Source organism: Mesorhizobium sp. M0189 (genome assembly GCF_040322135.1).
In the GTDB taxonomy this organism is placed as follows: domain Bacteria; phylum Pseudomonadota; class Alphaproteobacteria; order Rhizobiales; family Rhizobiaceae; genus Mesorhizobium.
The window spans coordinates 164,356-180,292 of sequence record NZ_JAMYSW010000011.1; the positions used below are offsets into that span (position 1 = coordinate 164,356).

General features: G+C 62.1%; 14 protein-coding genes. 13 read left to right on the plus strand and 1 reads right to left on the minus strand.

The window, feature by feature from the left end:
- The first annotated feature begins 147 nt into the window (after nt 1-147).
- From NKJ09_RS20560 to NKJ09_RS20595, 8 genes are all read left to right on the plus strand, one after another.
- A complete protein-coding gene (locus NKJ09_RS20560) occupies nt 148-666 on the plus strand; it encodes an A24 family peptidase (RefSeq protein ID WP_023719536.1) in 519 nt (172 codons plus the stop codon).
- 191 nt (nt 667-857) lie between these two features.
- Nucleotides 858-1,673, plus strand: coding sequence for a Flp pilus assembly protein CpaB (gene cpaB / locus NKJ09_RS20565; RefSeq protein WP_023719535.1), 816 nt, complete (start codon nt 858-860; stop codon nt 1,671-1,673).
- Complete coding sequence (locus NKJ09_RS20570) at nt 1,670-3,196, plus strand: type II and III secretion system protein family protein (RefSeq protein WP_352493779.1); 1,527 nt, start codon at nt 1,670-1,672, stop codon at nt 3,194-3,196. Before cpaB ends, NKJ09_RS20570 begins: the two co-directional genes overlap by 4 nt.
- A 14-nt stretch (nt 3,197-3,210) precedes the next feature.
- Nucleotides 3,211-3,945: a CpaD family pilus assembly protein gene (locus NKJ09_RS20575; RefSeq protein WP_023719533.1), complete on the plus strand. Its 735-nt coding sequence runs from the start codon at nt 3,211-3,213 to the stop codon at nt 3,943-3,945.
- 54 nt (nt 3,946-3,999) lie between these two features.
- Nucleotides 4,000-5,283 carry a CpaE/TadZ family protein gene (locus NKJ09_RS20580; protein WP_023719532.1) on the plus strand — a complete coding sequence of 428 codons (1,284 nt, stop codon included), beginning with the start codon at nt 4,000-4,002 and terminating at the stop codon, nt 5,281-5,283.
- 29 nt (nt 5,284-5,312) lie between these two features.
- Nucleotides 5,313-6,821, plus strand: a complete 1,509-nt coding sequence (locus tag NKJ09_RS20585; RefSeq protein ID WP_023719531.1) for a TadA family conjugal transfer-associated ATPase — start codon at nt 5,313-5,315, stop codon at nt 6,819-6,821.
- Nucleotides 6,822-6,850: 29 nt separating this feature from the next.
- The gene (locus NKJ09_RS20590; protein WP_023719530.1) at nt 6,851-7,864 is read left to right on the plus strand and encodes a type II secretion system F family protein; all 1,014 of its coding nucleotides are present in this window, start codon (nt 6,851-6,853) and stop codon (nt 7,862-7,864) included.
- Nucleotides 7,865-7,875: 11 nt separating this feature from the next.
- Nucleotides 7,876-8,892 carry a type II secretion system F family protein gene (locus NKJ09_RS20595; RefSeq protein ID WP_352483228.1) on the plus strand — a complete coding sequence of 339 codons (1,017 nt, stop codon included), beginning with the start codon at nt 7,876-7,878 and terminating at the stop codon, nt 8,890-8,892.
- A 116-nt stretch (nt 8,893-9,008) separates the two neighbouring features.
- Here the strand turns inward: NKJ09_RS20595 and NKJ09_RS20600 are convergent, their stop codons facing one another.
- Complete coding sequence (locus tag NKJ09_RS20600) at nt 9,009-9,830, minus strand: tetratricopeptide repeat protein (RefSeq protein ID WP_023719528.1); 822 nt, start codon at nt 9,828-9,830, stop codon at nt 9,009-9,011.
- A gap of 122 nt (nt 9,831-9,952) precedes the next feature.
- Here NKJ09_RS20600 and NKJ09_RS20605 point away from each other — a divergent pair, with 122 nt between their 5' ends.
- The 5 genes from NKJ09_RS20605 (at nt 9,953) to pdeM (ending at nt 15,934) form a co-directional block, all read left to right on the plus strand.
- A complete protein-coding gene (locus tag NKJ09_RS20605) occupies nt 9,953-11,320 on the plus strand; it encodes a leucyl aminopeptidase family protein (protein WP_352483227.1) in 1,368 nt (455 codons plus the stop codon).
- A 69-nt stretch (nt 11,321-11,389) separates the two neighbouring features.
- Nucleotides 11,390-11,740 carry a MarR family winged helix-turn-helix transcriptional regulator gene (locus tag NKJ09_RS20610; RefSeq protein WP_023719526.1) on the plus strand — a complete coding sequence of 117 codons (351 nt, stop codon included), beginning with the start codon at nt 11,390-11,392 and terminating at the stop codon, nt 11,738-11,740.
- A gap of 30 nt (nt 11,741-11,770) precedes the next feature.
- On the plus strand, nt 11,771-12,631 hold the full coding sequence (locus NKJ09_RS20615) for a C40 family peptidase (protein WP_352483226.1): 861 nt from the start codon (nt 11,771-11,773) through the stop codon (nt 12,629-12,631).
- Between the two features lie 67 nt (nt 12,632-12,698).
- On the plus strand, nt 12,699-15,221 hold the full coding sequence (locus NKJ09_RS20620; protein ID WP_352483225.1) for a ligase-associated DNA damage response DEXH box helicase: 2,523 nt from the start codon (nt 12,699-12,701) through the stop codon (nt 15,219-15,221).
- 14 nt (nt 15,222-15,235) lie between these two features.
- Nucleotides 15,236-15,934, plus strand: coding sequence for a ligase-associated DNA damage response endonuclease PdeM (gene pdeM / locus NKJ09_RS20625; protein ID WP_502897786.1), 699 nt, complete (start codon nt 15,236-15,238; stop codon nt 15,932-15,934).
- The last annotated feature ends 3 nt before the right edge of the window (nt 15,935-15,937 follow it).

Here is a 15,937-nt window from a genome sequence, read left to right on the forward strand (position 1 = left end):
TACGCGGCCAGTCACTTTTCAAGAACAGGGGCCGCTCCGTTGCGGCCCTTGTTGCATTATAGTAACAAAACACTTTGAAGTCTCATCAGTCGTTAATAGAATGTGCCTAGGTTAGGCCAGGTACAATTTGACCACAGGCGCGCGTCCATGCTTGAAGCCGTGATCTTCGTCGTCTTTCCGTTCTGCATGCTTTTTGCCGCGATCTCCGACATGCTGTCGATGACGATCGCCAATCGCGTGCCTGTGCTGCTTGTGGTTGTCTTCGCCTTGGTAGCGCCTTTGACCGGCATGGATTGGGCCACCTATGGCTGGCATTTCGCCGCCGCCGGCCTGGTTCTCGCGGTGACGTTCGGCCTGTTCGCGCTTGGCGGCATGGGCGGCGGCGACGCGAAGCTTCTGGCCGCCACTGCCATGTGGATGGGACTGAATGTCCATCTCATCGAATATCTCGTCGCCTCGACATTCATAGGCGGCTTGCTGACGCTTGCCATTCTCGCCTATCGAAAATCGCTGCTTGCCGCCGTCACAAGCCACAATCCGTTCCTGCGCCATTTCGCCGATGACGCGACCGGTGTTCCGTACGGCATTGCGCTTGGCATTGGCGGTCTGCTTACCTATCCGGACTCGCCGTTAATGGCCTGGGCTCTCGCCAGGCTGGCGGGCTGATTTGCGTTACTCCGTTTGCGCCGGGCCTGGCGAGTTGGCGACGTCTTTCCTTCGGGCCGCGCTTGGTCGCTCTAATTTATGTAAACGTTAAATTAATCACGATCGTAAGTATAACATTAACCTTGTTTTGACGATTGCCGCTGCAAAGTCCGGCTTGGCCAGGTGGTTTGCCAAGGGCGAGGTTCGGACAGATGCCAGCATCCCGATTGATTATTCTAGGCGTGGCGATAGCCGCGGCCGGAGGTGCAGGCTATGTCGCGAAGAACATGGTCGCGCCTCCGCCGCCTCCGGTTGTCGATTCCGGCCCCCAAGCGCCGGCGATCGCGCTGCAGGACGTGCTTGTCCTTTCCGGCGATGTTCCGATGGGCAGTCCGCTAGAGAACAACATTTCCTGGGAGTCATGGCCGTCCGCCGGCATCAACGCAAATTTCATCACCCGCGCCGCCGAGCCTGAAGCGCTGGATAAGCTGAAGGGCGGCGTCGCGCGCGTGGCGCTGTATGCCGGCGAGCCGTTGCGGCGCTCGAAGTTGATCGGTGAGGGGCAAAGCTTCATGTCGTCGATCCTGCCCTCCGGCATGCGGGCTGTCGCCACAAGCATCTCGGCCGACACTTCGGCCGGTGGCTTTATTCTTCCCAACGATTTCGTCGACGTCATCATGACCCGCAGAGCCGATACCGCCAATGGCGGTAGTCCGGGCTTCACGACCGAGACTATCCTCAAGAACATTCGCGTCCTGGCGATCGACCAGACCATTCAGGAGGATGAGGAAGGCAAGAAGACCAGGGTCGGCCAGACCGCCACCCTGGAACTGACGCCGCAGCAGTCCGAGATCATCACCGTCGCTCAGCAGATGGCGGATCGCCTGACATTGGCACTGCGCTCAATCAAGGACAGCCAGGACAAGAATGTGGGGGAGGCCGACTACTTGGTTTCCGGCAATGGTCGGCGCGGAACGGTGCGGTTGATCAAGTCGGGCGAAGTTTCCGAAGTGGGGGCGAGGAAATGAAGCTAAAAACCAAACTGCCGGTCACCTTGGCTGCGGCGATCGGCCTGTTTCTCCTTGGAACGAATGCGTATGGCACTCTCGATGCCCATGCGGCGAACAATGCCAGGGTCACAGCCTCGACGGCCACCCAGCGAGTGAAGCTCGGGCTCAACAAATCGGTGGTCATCGACCTGCCGAGCGATGCCTACGATATTCTCGTTGCCAACCCCGCGGTAGCCGATGCGGTGACCCGCACCGCCAGGCGCATCTATCTATTCGGAAAGGCGGTCGGCGAGACCAACATCTTCGTCTTTGGCCCGAATGGCGAACAGATCGTCAGCCTTGATCTGGCGGTCGAACGCGATGTTGCCGGGCTGGAGGACTATATCAAGCGCTTCATCCCGTCATCGGAGATCAAGGTCGAGTTGCTGAACGACAATGTCGTTCTGACCGGAACCGTTGACACTCCGCTGGACGCCAAGCGTGCGCAAGACCTGGCGGAGATCTTCGTCTCAGGCGGCGAAGCGACCACGGGTCAATATTCGCAGACCGCTGCCGGCGGCTCCGCCGATGCCGGCGTCGACATCAACAATCCGGACACCGAGCGCCGCGTCAGCAAGATCGTCAACCTGCTGCAGATTATCGGCGACGACCAGGTGACGCTCAAGGTGACGGTTGCCGAAGTCAGCCGCTCGGTGATGAAGCAGCTCGGCGTCAACATGATCGGCAGCGGCAGCAGCAACGGCATCAGCTGGAGCGCGTTAAGCGACAATTTCACGGGTTTAGGCAAGTCGCTGTCGAACTCGGGCCTCTCTATCAGCAGCTCGACGCTGCAGGCCTATATCAACGCCATGGAACAGTCCGGCGTCATGAAGACTCTCGCCGAGCCAACATTGACGGCCGTATCCGGCGAGAAGGCGACCTTCAAGGTCGGCGGTGAATATAACATGGTGACCGGCGTTTCCGAAGCCGTCTCCAACGATAACCAGACAGGTCTGAAAACCTATTCAGTCGAGAAGATCGAATATGGTATTGGCCTGGAATTTCAGCCGGTGGTGCTGTCTCCCGGCCGCATCAGCCTGAAAGTCAGGACGTCGGTCTCCGAGCCGACAACGGAAGGGTCAGTATCTTATTCCGAAGGCGTAAAAAGCCTTGGCATGAACGCCCTGTCGCTTCGCAAACGCTTGGCCGACACGACGGTGGAACTGCCTTCGGGCGGCTCGATGATGATTGCCGGGCTCGTCCGCGACGATGTCAGGCAAGCCGTCAACGGCTTGCCTGGCCTGACAAAGATTCCAGTGCTCGGCGCGCTCTTCCGCAGCAGGGATTTCGTTCGCAACGAGACCGAGCTCGTCATCATCATCACGCCCTATCTGGTGAAGCCGGTGGCGCGCAACGACCTTGCCAAGCCTGACGACAATTTCAACGCCGCCAGCGACGGGGCCGCCATGTTCCTTGGACGCGTCAACCGCGTCTACGGCACCATGCAGACCGACAAGCCCAACGGCCGTTATCACGGCGTTATCGGCTTCATCTACAAGTAAGCGGGGAAGCGGACATGTCTCAGTCAGCATCGAAGACAAAGGCGATCACCGCGATGCGGTCGGTCCATTTGCGAATCTGGCGGCCCGCCGTTCCCATCATGGCGGTCGTGATGGCGGCATCACTGGCCGGCTGCGCCAATCGCGACAGCGTCACGGTCGGTGCCATACCGGACGACTATCGCACCACCCATCCGATCGTCATCGCCGAGAAGATCCAGAAGATCGACCTTCCGGTCGGCGCCGGCGACCGTGGCATGACCAGATTCCAGCGCGACACGCTCCTGGGCTTTCTGGACGGATACGACAGGAGCGCGGCTCCGGTGCTGACGATTGAGGTCCCGAGCGGCTCGGCTAACGAAATCGCAGCGGCCGCGGCCGGCCGCGATTTCGCCAGGCTTGCCATAGCCAGCGGCATCAGCCGGAAGCGGATCGCCGTGCGGTCCTATCAATCCGTTTCGGCCGAAGCGTCCGCCCCGGTCCGTGTCGCCTACGTCTCGGTGAAGGCTCAGACGGACAAATGCGGGCGCTGGCCGGAAGACCTTCTGGAGACTTCGGAAAACAAGCATTATGCCGATTTCGGCTGTTCGTACCAAAACAACCTTGCCGCCCAGATGGCCAATCCGGCCGATCTGATCGGGCCGCGCAAACAGACTCCCATCGACGCGGCAAATCGGAGCGCGGTGATCGACGTCTATCGCGACAGAGGAATTTCGGACGAACTCCTCGGCAATTCGGAAGTCGAATATTAACGAGTGTTGAGGCTCAACAGACCTAAGCCGCGCAAGTCACTGAAAGAGATGACAATGAGCAATCTTGCCTATGACACAGAGGTAGCAGGCGGCGAAACCTCGGAGCAGGATATTGCCGCGATGCAGGCGTTGCGGCCGATCCCGCGCATTTCGATCCAGGCGTTCTGCGAGACCGAAGGCGTAGCCAATCCGGTCGAGCGCGCTGGCGAGGATCGCCGTATGGCCAAGGCCCATCTGAAGGTGCATATGGGGGGCATCCCCACCGCTATCGAATTCTACCAGTCTGCGCCGACACCGAACCTGATCCTGCTTGAATCGCGCAGCGAGCCGAAGCTGTTGCTGGAACAACTCGCCCAGCTCTCCGAGCACTGCGATCCGACCTCCAAGGTGGTGGTTGTCGGCCATTACAACGATGTCGGCCTGTATCGCGAACTCATCCGTTCGGGCATTTCCGAATATGTCATCGCCCCGGTATCGATGGCCGACATCGTCAGCGTGGTGTCCTCGATCTTCGTTGATCCGGAAGCTGAGCCGATCGGCCGCTCGATTGCCTTCATCGGCGCCAAGGGCGGCGTCGGCTCCTCGACAATAGCCCATAATGTGGCTTGGGCCATGTCGTCCCTTTTCAAGTCCGAAGTGGTTGTCGCCGATCTCGACCTCGCCTTCGGAACGGCCAACATCAATTTCGACCAGGACCCGGCGCAGGGCATTGCCGAGGCGGTCTTCTCGCCGGAACGTGTCGACGAGGTCTATCTCGACCGGCTGCTCGCCCAATGCGCCGAGCACCTGTCGCTGCTTGCGGCACCTTCGACCCTGGAGCGGGTCTACGATTTCGAGCCCGACGCCTTCACCCAGCTTATCGACATAGCCCAGCGTAGCGCGCCGCTCCTCGTGCTCGATGTCCCCCATGTGTGGGCCGGCTGGACCAAGAACACGCTGGTCAAGGCCGACGAGATCGTCATCACGGCGACGCCCGAACTGGCCAATCTGCGAAACACAAAGAACCTGGTCGACATGCTGAAGCGGCTTCGTCCAAACGATCCTGCGCCAAAGCTTGTGATCAACCAGGCCGGTGTGCCGAAACGTCCCGAGATTACGCCGTCCGATTTCTCCGAATCGCTCGGCCTTTCGCCGATGTCGGTCATCCCGTTCGAGCCGCTTTTGTTCGGAAATGCCGCCAACAACGGACGTATGCTCGGTGAGATGGATGCCAAGAGCCCCGTCGTCGCCACGATCAACGAGATTGCCCATGTGCTGACGGGGCGCAGCGAAATCAAGGTGAAGAAAAAGGCTGGCCTCGGCAACCTGCTCGGCAAGCTTTCGCGCAACAAGAAGTGATGCCGCAGCGGTGGAATTGGTAAGCGATCATGTTTGGTAAAAGAGGCAGCGACGACGGCAACCGGACCATCCCGGAATTCCGTCAGCCAGCACCCGCACCTGCCGCGCCGGCGGCCGCGAACCCTGTGGAAGCGGCGGTAGCTGCCAGGCCCGGGGCGCTGCCGCCATCCGGCGCGCCTGCAGGGCCGGCGGTTCGCCGTGCGGTCGAGCCGCCGCCATTGGCGCCGGAGCCGAAAAGGATTCAGCGTGAGCGCAGCGAGAGCTATTACGACACCAAAAGCCAGGTCTTCTCCGCACTCATCGACACGATCGATCTGTCGCAGCTCGCCAAGCTCGATCCCGAAAGCGCGCGCGAGGAAATCCGCGACATCGTCAACGACATCATCGCGATCAAGAACTTCGCGATGTCCATCGCCGAGCAGGAAGAGCTTCTCGAGGATATCTGCAACGACGTCTTGGGCTACGGGCCGCTGGAGCCACTGCTTGCCCGCGACGATATTGCCGACATCATGGTCAATGGCTCCAAGAACGTCTACATCGAGGTCAACGGCAAGGTCGAGCAGACCGGCATCCGTTTCCGCGACAACCAGCAGCTCCTCAACATCTGCCAGCGTATCGTCAGCCAGGTTGGCCGCCGCGTCGATGAATCAAGCCCAATCTGCGATGCGCGTCTTCCTGATGGCTCCCGTGTCAACGTCATCGCACCGCCCTTGGCCATCGACGGCACCGCCCTTACCATCCGCAAGTTCAAGAAGGACAAGCTGACGCTCGACCAGCTGGTCAAGTTCGGCTCGATTTCGCCGCAAGGCGCCGAGATTCTCAAGATCATCGGCCGCGTCCGTTGCAACATTGTCATTTCGGGCGGTACCGGCTCCGGCAAGACGACGCTGCTCAATTGCCTGACCAACTATATCGACCGCGAGGAACGCGTCATTACGTGCGAGGACTCGGCTGAGCTGCAATTGCAGCAGCCACATGTGGTGCGTCTCGAAACACGTCCGCCCAACCTTGAAGGTGAGGGCGAAGTGACCATGCGCGACCTGGTCAAGAACTGTCTGCGCATGCGGCCCGAGCGCATCATCGTCGGCGAGGTGCGTGGACCCGAAGTGTTCGACCTATTGCAGGCGATGAACACCGGCCATGACGGCTCGATGGGAACGATCCACTCGAATAGCCCGCGCGAATGCCTCAACCGTATAGAGTCAATGATCGCCATGGGCGGCTACACGCTGCCGCAAAAAACCGTACGCGAAATTGTCGTCGGCTCCGTCGACGTGATCATACAGGCTGCACGCCTGCGCGACGGATCGCGGCGCATCACCCACATCACCGAGGTGATCGGCATGGAAGGCGACGTCATCATCACCCAGGACATCGTTCTCTATAACATCAAGGGCGAGGATGCGAACGGCAGGTTGCTGGGCGAGCACGTGTCGACCGGCATCGGCCGTCCGCATTTCTGGGAGCGCGCCCGCTACTATGGCGAGGAGCAGCGCCTAGCCGTTGCACTCGAGGCGATGGAGAAACGCGCTGACTGATCCGTCTGGAAGCGTGGGGGCCAGCGTCGATGTTCGGGATTGACAGCACCGTATTGGCATTCGTCGTGCTCGCCGGCTTCAGCGCCGGCGCAGTGGCCTATGCTTTCCTGTTCAATCGGATCAGCACCGAGAAGCAGGTCGGCAAGCGGCTTGAATCGATCAAGACCGCCGAGACGGATCGTTCCGTCGTCAAGGCTTCGCGCGATCGCGTGGCGGAAGCGGCCAAGCGTCGCAAATCCGTCCAGGATTCGCTGAAGGATCTCGACCAAAAGCAAAAGTCCAACCAGAGCCTGGTCAAGAAACCACCGCTGAAGATCCAAATCCGCCAGGCCGGCATGAAGGTCTCGATTGAGCGCTTCTATGTCTATTCGGCGGTCTGCGGCGTCGTCTTGACGGCTTTGGTCTATTTCATCGGCGCACCGCTGCTGGTCTTGCCGGCTGCGCTGCTGGTCGGTGTCTTGGGTCTGCCGCGCTGGTTCGTCTCGTTTCGCCGCGCACGCCGCGTCAAGGCGTTTCTCAACGAATTTCCGAACGCGCTCGACATCATCGTGCGTGCAGTAAAATCCGGCCTGCCGCTGAACGACGCTGTGCGCCTGATCGCCAATGAATCCCCCGAGCCGGTCAAGACCGAGTTCCGCCGCATCGTCGATTCGCAGCAAATGGGTTTGTCGATCCCCGACGCGGCCATGCGCATGCCCGAAACGATGCCGTGCACCGAGGCGAGCTTCTTCGGCATCGTCATCCAGATCCAGTCTCAGGCCGGCGGCAATCTTTCCGAAGCGCTGGGCAATCTTTCGCGCGTGCTTCGCGACCGCAAGAAAATGAAGGCCAAGGTCCAGGCGTTGTCTATGGAAGCCAAGGCATCCGCCGTGATCATCGGCGCGCTGCCTTTCGTCGTTGCCTTTCTCGTCTATCTGACGAGCCCGAACTACATCATGCCCCTCTTTACCACCAGCACCGGCCATCTGATCCTCGGTTGTTCCGGCGTCTGGATGTCGATGGGTATCCTGGTAATGCGCAAGATGATGAACTTCGAAGTCTAGGATTCGCGCGTATGACCGATCACGTCATCAGAACTCTCACCGACCCGTCCCTGCTGATCGCACTGCTGGTCGGCATCGCGGTGTTTGCGACGGTCTTCACGCTGCTGCCCGCCTTTGGCGGGAACCAGCTCAAGGCGCGCATGAAATCCGTGGCGCTGGAGCGCGATGAGCTGCGCGCCAAACAGCGCGCGCGGCTGGCAGTCGAAGCCGACCGCCGCCGCAAGGGCCTGCGCGAAGAGCAGTCGGTCGGCATGCGCAATATTGTCGATCGCCTGGATCTCAGGCGTGCGCTGGCGGACGAAGGTACCTTGCAGAAATTGAAAGTGGCGGGTTTTCGCGGCCAAAATCCGCTGACGCGCTTCCTTTTTTTCCGCCTCGTCCTGCCCTTCATCGGCTTTGCATTGGCGGCCATATATCTGTTCGTGCTTGGAGGACTGCCCGAGCAGCCGCTTTTCGTGAAGCTGTTCGTCTGCATCGTGGTTGCCTATGCGGGGTTCTACGCGCCGGTGCTCTACGTCAACAACCGTGCGACCAAGCGCAAGCAGTCGATTCAGATGGCGTGGCCGGACGCGCTCGACCTGTTGCTGATATGCGTCGAGTCCGGCATGTCGGTGGAAGCAGCGCTTCGCAAGGTCGCCGATGAGATCGGCGCGCAATCGGTGGCATTGGCGGAAGAATTCATTCTGACCAATGCCGAACTTTCCTATCTGCAGGAGCGCAAGCAGGCGTACGAGAACCTTGCAAGCCGCACTGGCCTCGAATCCGTCAGGTCGGTGTCCCAGGCGTTGGTTCAGGCCGAGCGCTACGGTACGCCCGTGGCGCATGCGCTGCGCGTGCTTGCCGCTGAGAGCCGCGACATGCGCATGAATGCCGCCGAGAAGAAGGCGGCCGCGCTGCCGCCGAAGCTTACCGTGCCGATGATCCTGTTCTTCCTGCCGGTGCTGTTCGCCATCATTCTGGGTCCCGCCGGCATCCAGGTGAGTCAGCGCGGCATCTTTGGCGACCAGCCGAAATCGAGCAGCCAGTAGCCCAAGCGGCGTCGCCACAAACGCTGCTACGATTCAAAGCCGCGCTGCGGGTGTCGCGCGGCTCCTTGCGTTTGACGTGTTGCGGAATTCTCGCGCCGGTTCGGCGCTCGAAGCGGTCAGTTGGTGGCAGGCTTTGCCTTGTCCTGCTCCTTGAGCTGGCTCCAGGCATTCTGCTGCGCCAGCATCTGGCGAAGGTAAGCGACGTTGGCCTGCGCCTGTTCCGGCGACAGCTCTTGTGAGGCGATCTTCTCGGCCTCGTCGAAACGTCCTTGCAGACCGACGACCAGCGCCAGGTTCTGGCGGACGCGACTGTCGGCATTCGGCTGCTGGGCGGCCGAGCGCATATAGGTTTCGGCCGTGCGCAAATCGCCTTCCAGCACATACGACATGCCGAGATTGGAAAGGATCGACGGTTCGTTCGGCTTGAGGTCCAGCGCTTTGCGATAGTCTTGACGCGCCTCGTCCTTTTGGCCGAGCTGGTCGAGAATGGCAGCTTCCGCCGATACAAGTTTCCAGTCAGGATATTCGGGCGTCTGGGCGCGGCGCACGGCATCGAGAGCCGGCTCGAACTGTCCGTTGGCGGCAAGCGCCTTGCCATAGGCGGCGAGCACGTCGCGGTCCTTCGGCAAGGCAATCGCCAGCTTGCGCATCACCGCAAGCGACTGGTCGGCGTCACCGTCCATCTGCAACGCCGCGGCATAGTTTGTCGCGATCCGCTTGTCGTTGGGGCTTTTCGAGTAGGACTGCCCGAGCGCCATCGTGGCGTTGTGCAGTTCGCCCGCCGACATTGTTTCCAGCGGCTTGCCGCTTGGGCGAGAAATCGAGCCAGTCGTCAATTTGCTGGTTCCGCAGCCAGCGACGCTTGCGGCAAGCACCATCATCAACGCCGTGGTGATCAGCCTGTTTGCGCTGGCGTTCATCCTGCGGTCGGTCGGCATCGGCACCAGGGCTCCGTTCATGCGCGTGACCATTTGCGTGGTCATCTTCCCTCCCGCAGAAATATTCTGTTAACCCTAACGGAGAGTTAAGAAACGCCGACTCAGAAGCCGGAGACCAGCGAATGCCTGTCGAACTCGTCGAGAAAAAATTGAACAATGCGCTGCCGGTCCATCTGGTGGCGAAGGATGCACAGGCGGCGGCGGGCCTTGCGCCATCCTCGGTCGCCTGGGCCAAGGCCAACGGCTTTTCCGGCGAGGCCGGCAGGACGCTGGTTGTGCCTGGCGATAACGGTGCGATTGCCGGAGCCCTGTTCGGCACCGGCGACGCCGAGGGCGCAATGGCCGTCGGGGCACTGGCGAGAGCCTTGCCCGAAGGCGACTGGCGTCTTGCGTCCGCACCGGCCAAGCCGGAGCTTACGGCACTCGCGCTGGCGCTCGGCGGCTATATTTTCACCCGCTATGGCAAGAAGCCTGGCAGGACGCTTCGCTTCGCGCTGCCGTCCGGCGCCGACGCTGCTCGCGTCAGACGCATCGCCGATGGCGTTTTCCTGGCACGCGACCTGGTCAACACGCCGACCAGCGATATGGGTCCCGGCCAGCTGGAGAATGCCGCCCGGACCTTGGCCGCGACGCACAAGGCTGAAATATCGGTGACCAAGGGCGACGATCTTCTCGCCGCCAACTTTCCGATGATTCATGCCGTCGGTCGCGCTTCGGCCGACGCGCCGCGCCTGATCGACATGATTTGGGGGCCGAAGAATGCCCCCAAGATAACGCTGGTCGGCAAGGGCGTCTGCTTCGACACAGGCGGCCTCGACATCAAGCCGTCCTCGGGCATGCTTTTGATGAAGAAGGACATGGGCGGCGCTGCCAACGTGCTGGGCCTCGCTTCCATGATCATGGCCGCCGGGCTGAAGGTCCGGCTGCGCGTGCTCATCCCCGCTGTCGAGAATTCGATAGCCGGCAACGCCTTCCGTCCAGGCGATGTGCTGGTGAGCCGCAAAGGCATCACCGTCGAAATCGGCAACACCGACGCTGAAGGGCGGCTGGTCCTCGCCGACGCCTTAGCCTTGGCCGACGACGAGGAGCCGCAGATGCTGGTCGATATGGCAACACTGACAGGCGCTGCCCGTGTTGCGCTCGGCCCCGACCTGCCGCCCTTCTACACCGGTGACGAGGCGCTTGCATCCGAGCTGGCGGACGCCTCCGTTGCGGTCGAGGATCCGCTATGGCGCATGCCGTTGTGGAAGCCCTATGACGCCAAGCTGGCGTCGAAAATTGCCGATATCAACAACGTCACGTCGGATGGTCTCGCCGGCTCGATCACCGCGGCGCTATTCCTGAAGCGCTTCGTCCAAAAGACCGCCAGCTGGGCGCATTTCGACATCTTCGCCTGGAACCCGTCGGACCGCCCGCACGGCCTTGCCGGCGGCGAGGCGCAAGGCATCCGGGCGCTGGAGCGTGTCATTTCGAACCGCTTCGGCGGATGATGTCTCGGCATAGCCGACGAAGGTGTTGACTGAAACGGAACCGAAACAATTTTCCGTCATGCTGGACGGATGTCGATTATCATGCGTCCAAGTCAGGCCTTGCGACTGTGGCAGCAGGTGGTGCTGTCGCAGGTGCGCGACGACGCACCCGATCTCACCATGCGCCAGACGGCGATCCTGTTCACCATCTATCTCGATCCGCCGCCGCACACGGTGCGCGGTCTGGCTGCCCGCCTCAATGTCACCAAGCCGGTGATCACCCGTGCGCTCGACACGATGGGGGCGCTGAAGTTGGTGTCGCGCCACCGCGACGAGCTCGACAAGCGCAACGTGCTGGTCAGGCGCACAGTCGAAGGTGCGCTCTTTGTCGAACGCTTCGGCGATGTTATCATTGCCAGAGCCCAAGAGCTGCCGATTTGACCAAATTGTCCATTTGAACGAGTTGCCGATTTGACCGCCAGGGATGCCCGCCTCCATGCCTTCCGCTCCGATCTCGCCGATGCCAGGCTGAGAGGCGAGGTCGCCGCCGACCGGTTCGTCGCCGGCCGGCCGGCTCGCATCACCGCTTCCGTGGCCGACATCCGCAAGGCGCCACGGCCGAATGCCGGTGTCAACACACAGCTTCTGTTCGGCGATGACATTCTCGTCTTCGAGGACGCAGAAGGCTGGGCCTGGATCCAGGGCGAATGCGACGGCTATGTCGGCTATGTCGCCGACACGGCGTTGGGCGCTCGGGACCATGCGCCGACCCATATCGTTTCGGTGCCGCGCACCTTTCTCTATCCAGGACCCGACTTGCGCTTTCCGGTGAGCGGGCAATTGTCGATGGGATCATTGGTGACGGTGACGGGCTCAGCCGAAACACGCGGCACGCATTATGCGCTGTTGCCGTCCGGTCAAGCGGTCATCTCGGGTCATCTCAGGCCTGTCGCCGAGGCGGCCGCCGACTACGTTGCTGTTGCCGAGAGCTTTCTCGGCACGCCTTATTTGTGGGGCGGCGCCTCGGGCTTCGGCATCGACTGTTCCGGTCTCGTGCAATTGGCGATGCGCATGGCCGGCAGGCAGGTGCTGCGCGATTCCGACATGCAGGCGGCAACCATCGGCGAGCCGCTCGTTCCGGGGCCGGACTTTTCCGGGCTTCAGCGCGGCGACCTGGTGTTCTGGAAAGGCCACGTCGCTATCATGACCGACGCCGAGACGATAATCCACGCCAATGGCCACACCATGCTGGTATCGCGTGAAGGACTGAGCGAAGCGATCGCCCGTATCGGCTATCTCTATGGCGGTCCGACGGGGTTTCGCCGGCCGTAACGCGAATCGATCACCTTTTGTTCTGATTCTGCTTGGCGATCGCGCGCCGCCGCGCTACCTCTGACGCGTGACAGAGCAGCCGCGCCTTGCCGAACAGAAAGCCGCCGTCGTCCTGCCCGAGCCATTCGTCAAATGGTTTGCGGAAAAAGGCTGGTCGCCGCGCGCCCATCAGATCGAATTGCTGGCCAAGGCTCAGGGCGGGCAGTCGGTATTGCTGATCGCCCCGACCGGCGCCGGCAAGACGCTGGCCGGGTTCTTGCCATCGCTGACCGAACTGGCCGGCCGGCCAAGGAGAAGGCCAGGGCAGGCGCATCGCGGCATCCACACGCTGTACATCTCGCCGTTGAAGGCGCTGGCCGTCGACATCGAGCGCAATCTCGGCAAACCCGTCGAAGAGATCGGGCTGCCGGTTACTGTCGAGACGCGCACCGGCGATACGCCCGCACACAAGCGCCAGCGGCAGAAGCTGGCGCCGCCCGACATTCTGCTGACCACGCCCGAGCAATTGGCGCTGCTGATTGCCGCGCCCGACGCCAGGCGCTTCTTCGAGGACCTGCGCTATGTCGTACTCGACGAACTGCATTCGCTGGTGACCTCGAAGCGTGGGCACCTCCTGTCGCTTGGCCTGGCCCGGCTGCGCTCGTTTGTGCCCGCCCTGCAGATGATCGGCCTGTCGGCGACGGTCGCCGAGCCCGACGAATTGCGGCGCTGGCTGGTCAGCCAGAATCCACCGGGGCCGATGGCCGAACTGATCGTCGTCATTGGCGGCGCCAAGCCCGAGATCTCCATTCTCGATTCGGAGGAGCGCGTGCCGTGGGCGGGACATTCGGCCCGCTACGCAACGCCGGAGATCTACAACGAGATCAAGCGCCACAAGACAACCCTGCTGTTCGTCAACACGCGCAGCCAGGCGGAGCTGCTGTTCCAAGAGTTGTGGCGGGTCAACGAGGACACCTTGCCGATCGCGCTACACCATGGCTCGCTCGACGTCGCCCAGCGCCGGCGCGTCGAGAAAGCGATGGGCGAGAACGCCTTGCGTGCCATCGTCGCCACCTCGACGCTCGACCTCGGCATCGACTGGGGCGACGTCGACCTGGTCGTCCATGTCGGCGCGCCGAAAGGTGCCAGCCGGCTGGCACAGCGCATCGGTCGGGCCAACCACCGTATGGACGAGCCGTCGAAGGCGATCCTGATCCCGGCCAATCGCTTCGAGGTGCTGGAATGCAGGGCGGCGCTCGACGCCAATTATCTGGGCGCCCAGGATACGCCGCCGCTGGTCAATGGCGGGCTCGACGTGCTGGCGCAGCACGTGCTGGGCTGCGCCTGCGGTGCGCCGTTCCAGGCCGATGCGCTGTTCGAGGAAGTGCGAACGGCAGCACCCTATGCCGATCTCGACCGGCCGACATTCGATCGCGTCATCGATTTCGTCGCCACCGGCGGCTATGCGCTGAAGAACTACGAACGCTACGCCCGTATTCGTCTCAACAAGGACGGGCTGTGGCGGGTGTCCAATCCTCGCGTCGCTCAGCAATACCGGCTGAATGTCGGCACCATCATTGAAGTGCCGGCGCTCAACGTGCGCTACGTCCAGGCCGGCAGCAGAGGCGCGGCTTCGCGTGGCGGTCGGGTTCTTGGCAAGATCGAGGAGGCGTTCCTCGAAACGCTGACGCACGGCGACACCTTCATGTTCGCCGGCAAGGTGCTGCGCTTCGAGGGCATCCGCGAGAGTGAGTGCTTCGTCTCGAACGCGCCGGGCAGCGACGCCAAGGTGCCGTACTATGGCGGCGGCAAATTCCCACTTTCGACGTACCTAGCCGAACAGGTGCGCGCCATGCTGGACGATCCGCAGCGCTGGAAGAAGCTGCCGGAGCAGGTCGCCGACTGGCTACGTTTCCAGGCCGACAAGTCGGTGCTGCCGAAACGCGACGATCTGCTGATCGAGACCTTTCCGCGCGGCAACCGCTACTACCTGGTGGCCTATCCGTTCGAGGGCAGGCTGGCGCACCAGACGCTGGGCATGCTGCTGACCCGCCGCCTCGACAGGGCGGGAGCCAGGCCGCTCGGCTTCGTCGCCACCGATTATGCGCTTGCCATATGGTCGCTGGCCGATATGGGTCACATGTTCAGGGCGAAGAAACCGTCGCTGGCTGCGCTCTTCGATCAAGATATGCTGGGCGACGACCTCGAAGCCTGGCTCGCCGGCAGCTGGCTGTTGAAGCGCACCTTTCGCAATTGCGCGCTGATCTCGGGATTGATCGAGAAACGCCACCCGGGCCAGGAGAAGAGCGGCCGCCAGGTGACCGTGTCGACCGACCTCATCTACGACGTGCTGCGCAGCCATGAGCCCGACCACATCCTTTTGCAGGCGACGCGGGCCGATGCCGCGACCGGTCTGCTGGATGTCAGCAGACTTGCCGAGATGCTCTCGCGCGTCCAGGGTCGAATCATGCATAAGAATCTCGAGCAGATATCGCCGCTCGCCGTGCCGATCATGCTTGAGATCGGCAAGATGCCGGTGCACGGCGAGGCCGATGAGACGCTGCTGATGGATGCAGCCACGCTGGTCGAGGAAGCCATGGGGACGAAATGACTGTGGCGCTGGCAATGGCTGCGACTCTGGCGGATACGGGCGCCGTCCGTATCGCTGGCGAACGCGCGATCTGCGACCGCCGCGGCGTGCTCTATTTTCCCGAATTCCGGCTTCTGGCCGTATCCGACCTGCATCTGGAAAAAGGCTCCTCACTGGCCAGGCGCGGCACGCTGGTTCCGCCTTACGATACCGGCGCCACGCTGCTCCGGCTGCAGACGGTGATTGCCGATTATCAGCCTGCGATCGTCATTAGCCTGGGCGACAGTTTTCACGATGGCGGCGGCGCCGCGCGCATGCACGCAAGCTTTCGCGAAAGGCTGGAAGGGCTGATGGTTGGGCGCGACTGGTTCTGGGTCGCCGGCAATCATGACCCGGAAGCACCGGCCGACCTGCCGGGCGACACCGTGCGCGAGCTGGCCATCGGCTCTCTGCTCTTCCGGCACGAGCCTTCGGCGATAAGGGTGGAGGGCGAGATATCAGGCCATCTGCATCCTTGCGCCCGCATCGTCCAGCAAGGCCGTTCGGTGCGGCGGCGCTGCTTTGCCGGCGATGGCGGCCGCATGATCATGCCGGCCTTCGGCGCCTACACCGGTTCGCTCAATCTCCTTGACCGCGCCTATGCCGGGCTGTTCCGCCGCGAAACGCTGATGGCCTATATGCTTGGCACTGAGCGCATCTTCGCGATTTCCCACTCGATGCTCAGGCCGGGCTGAGCT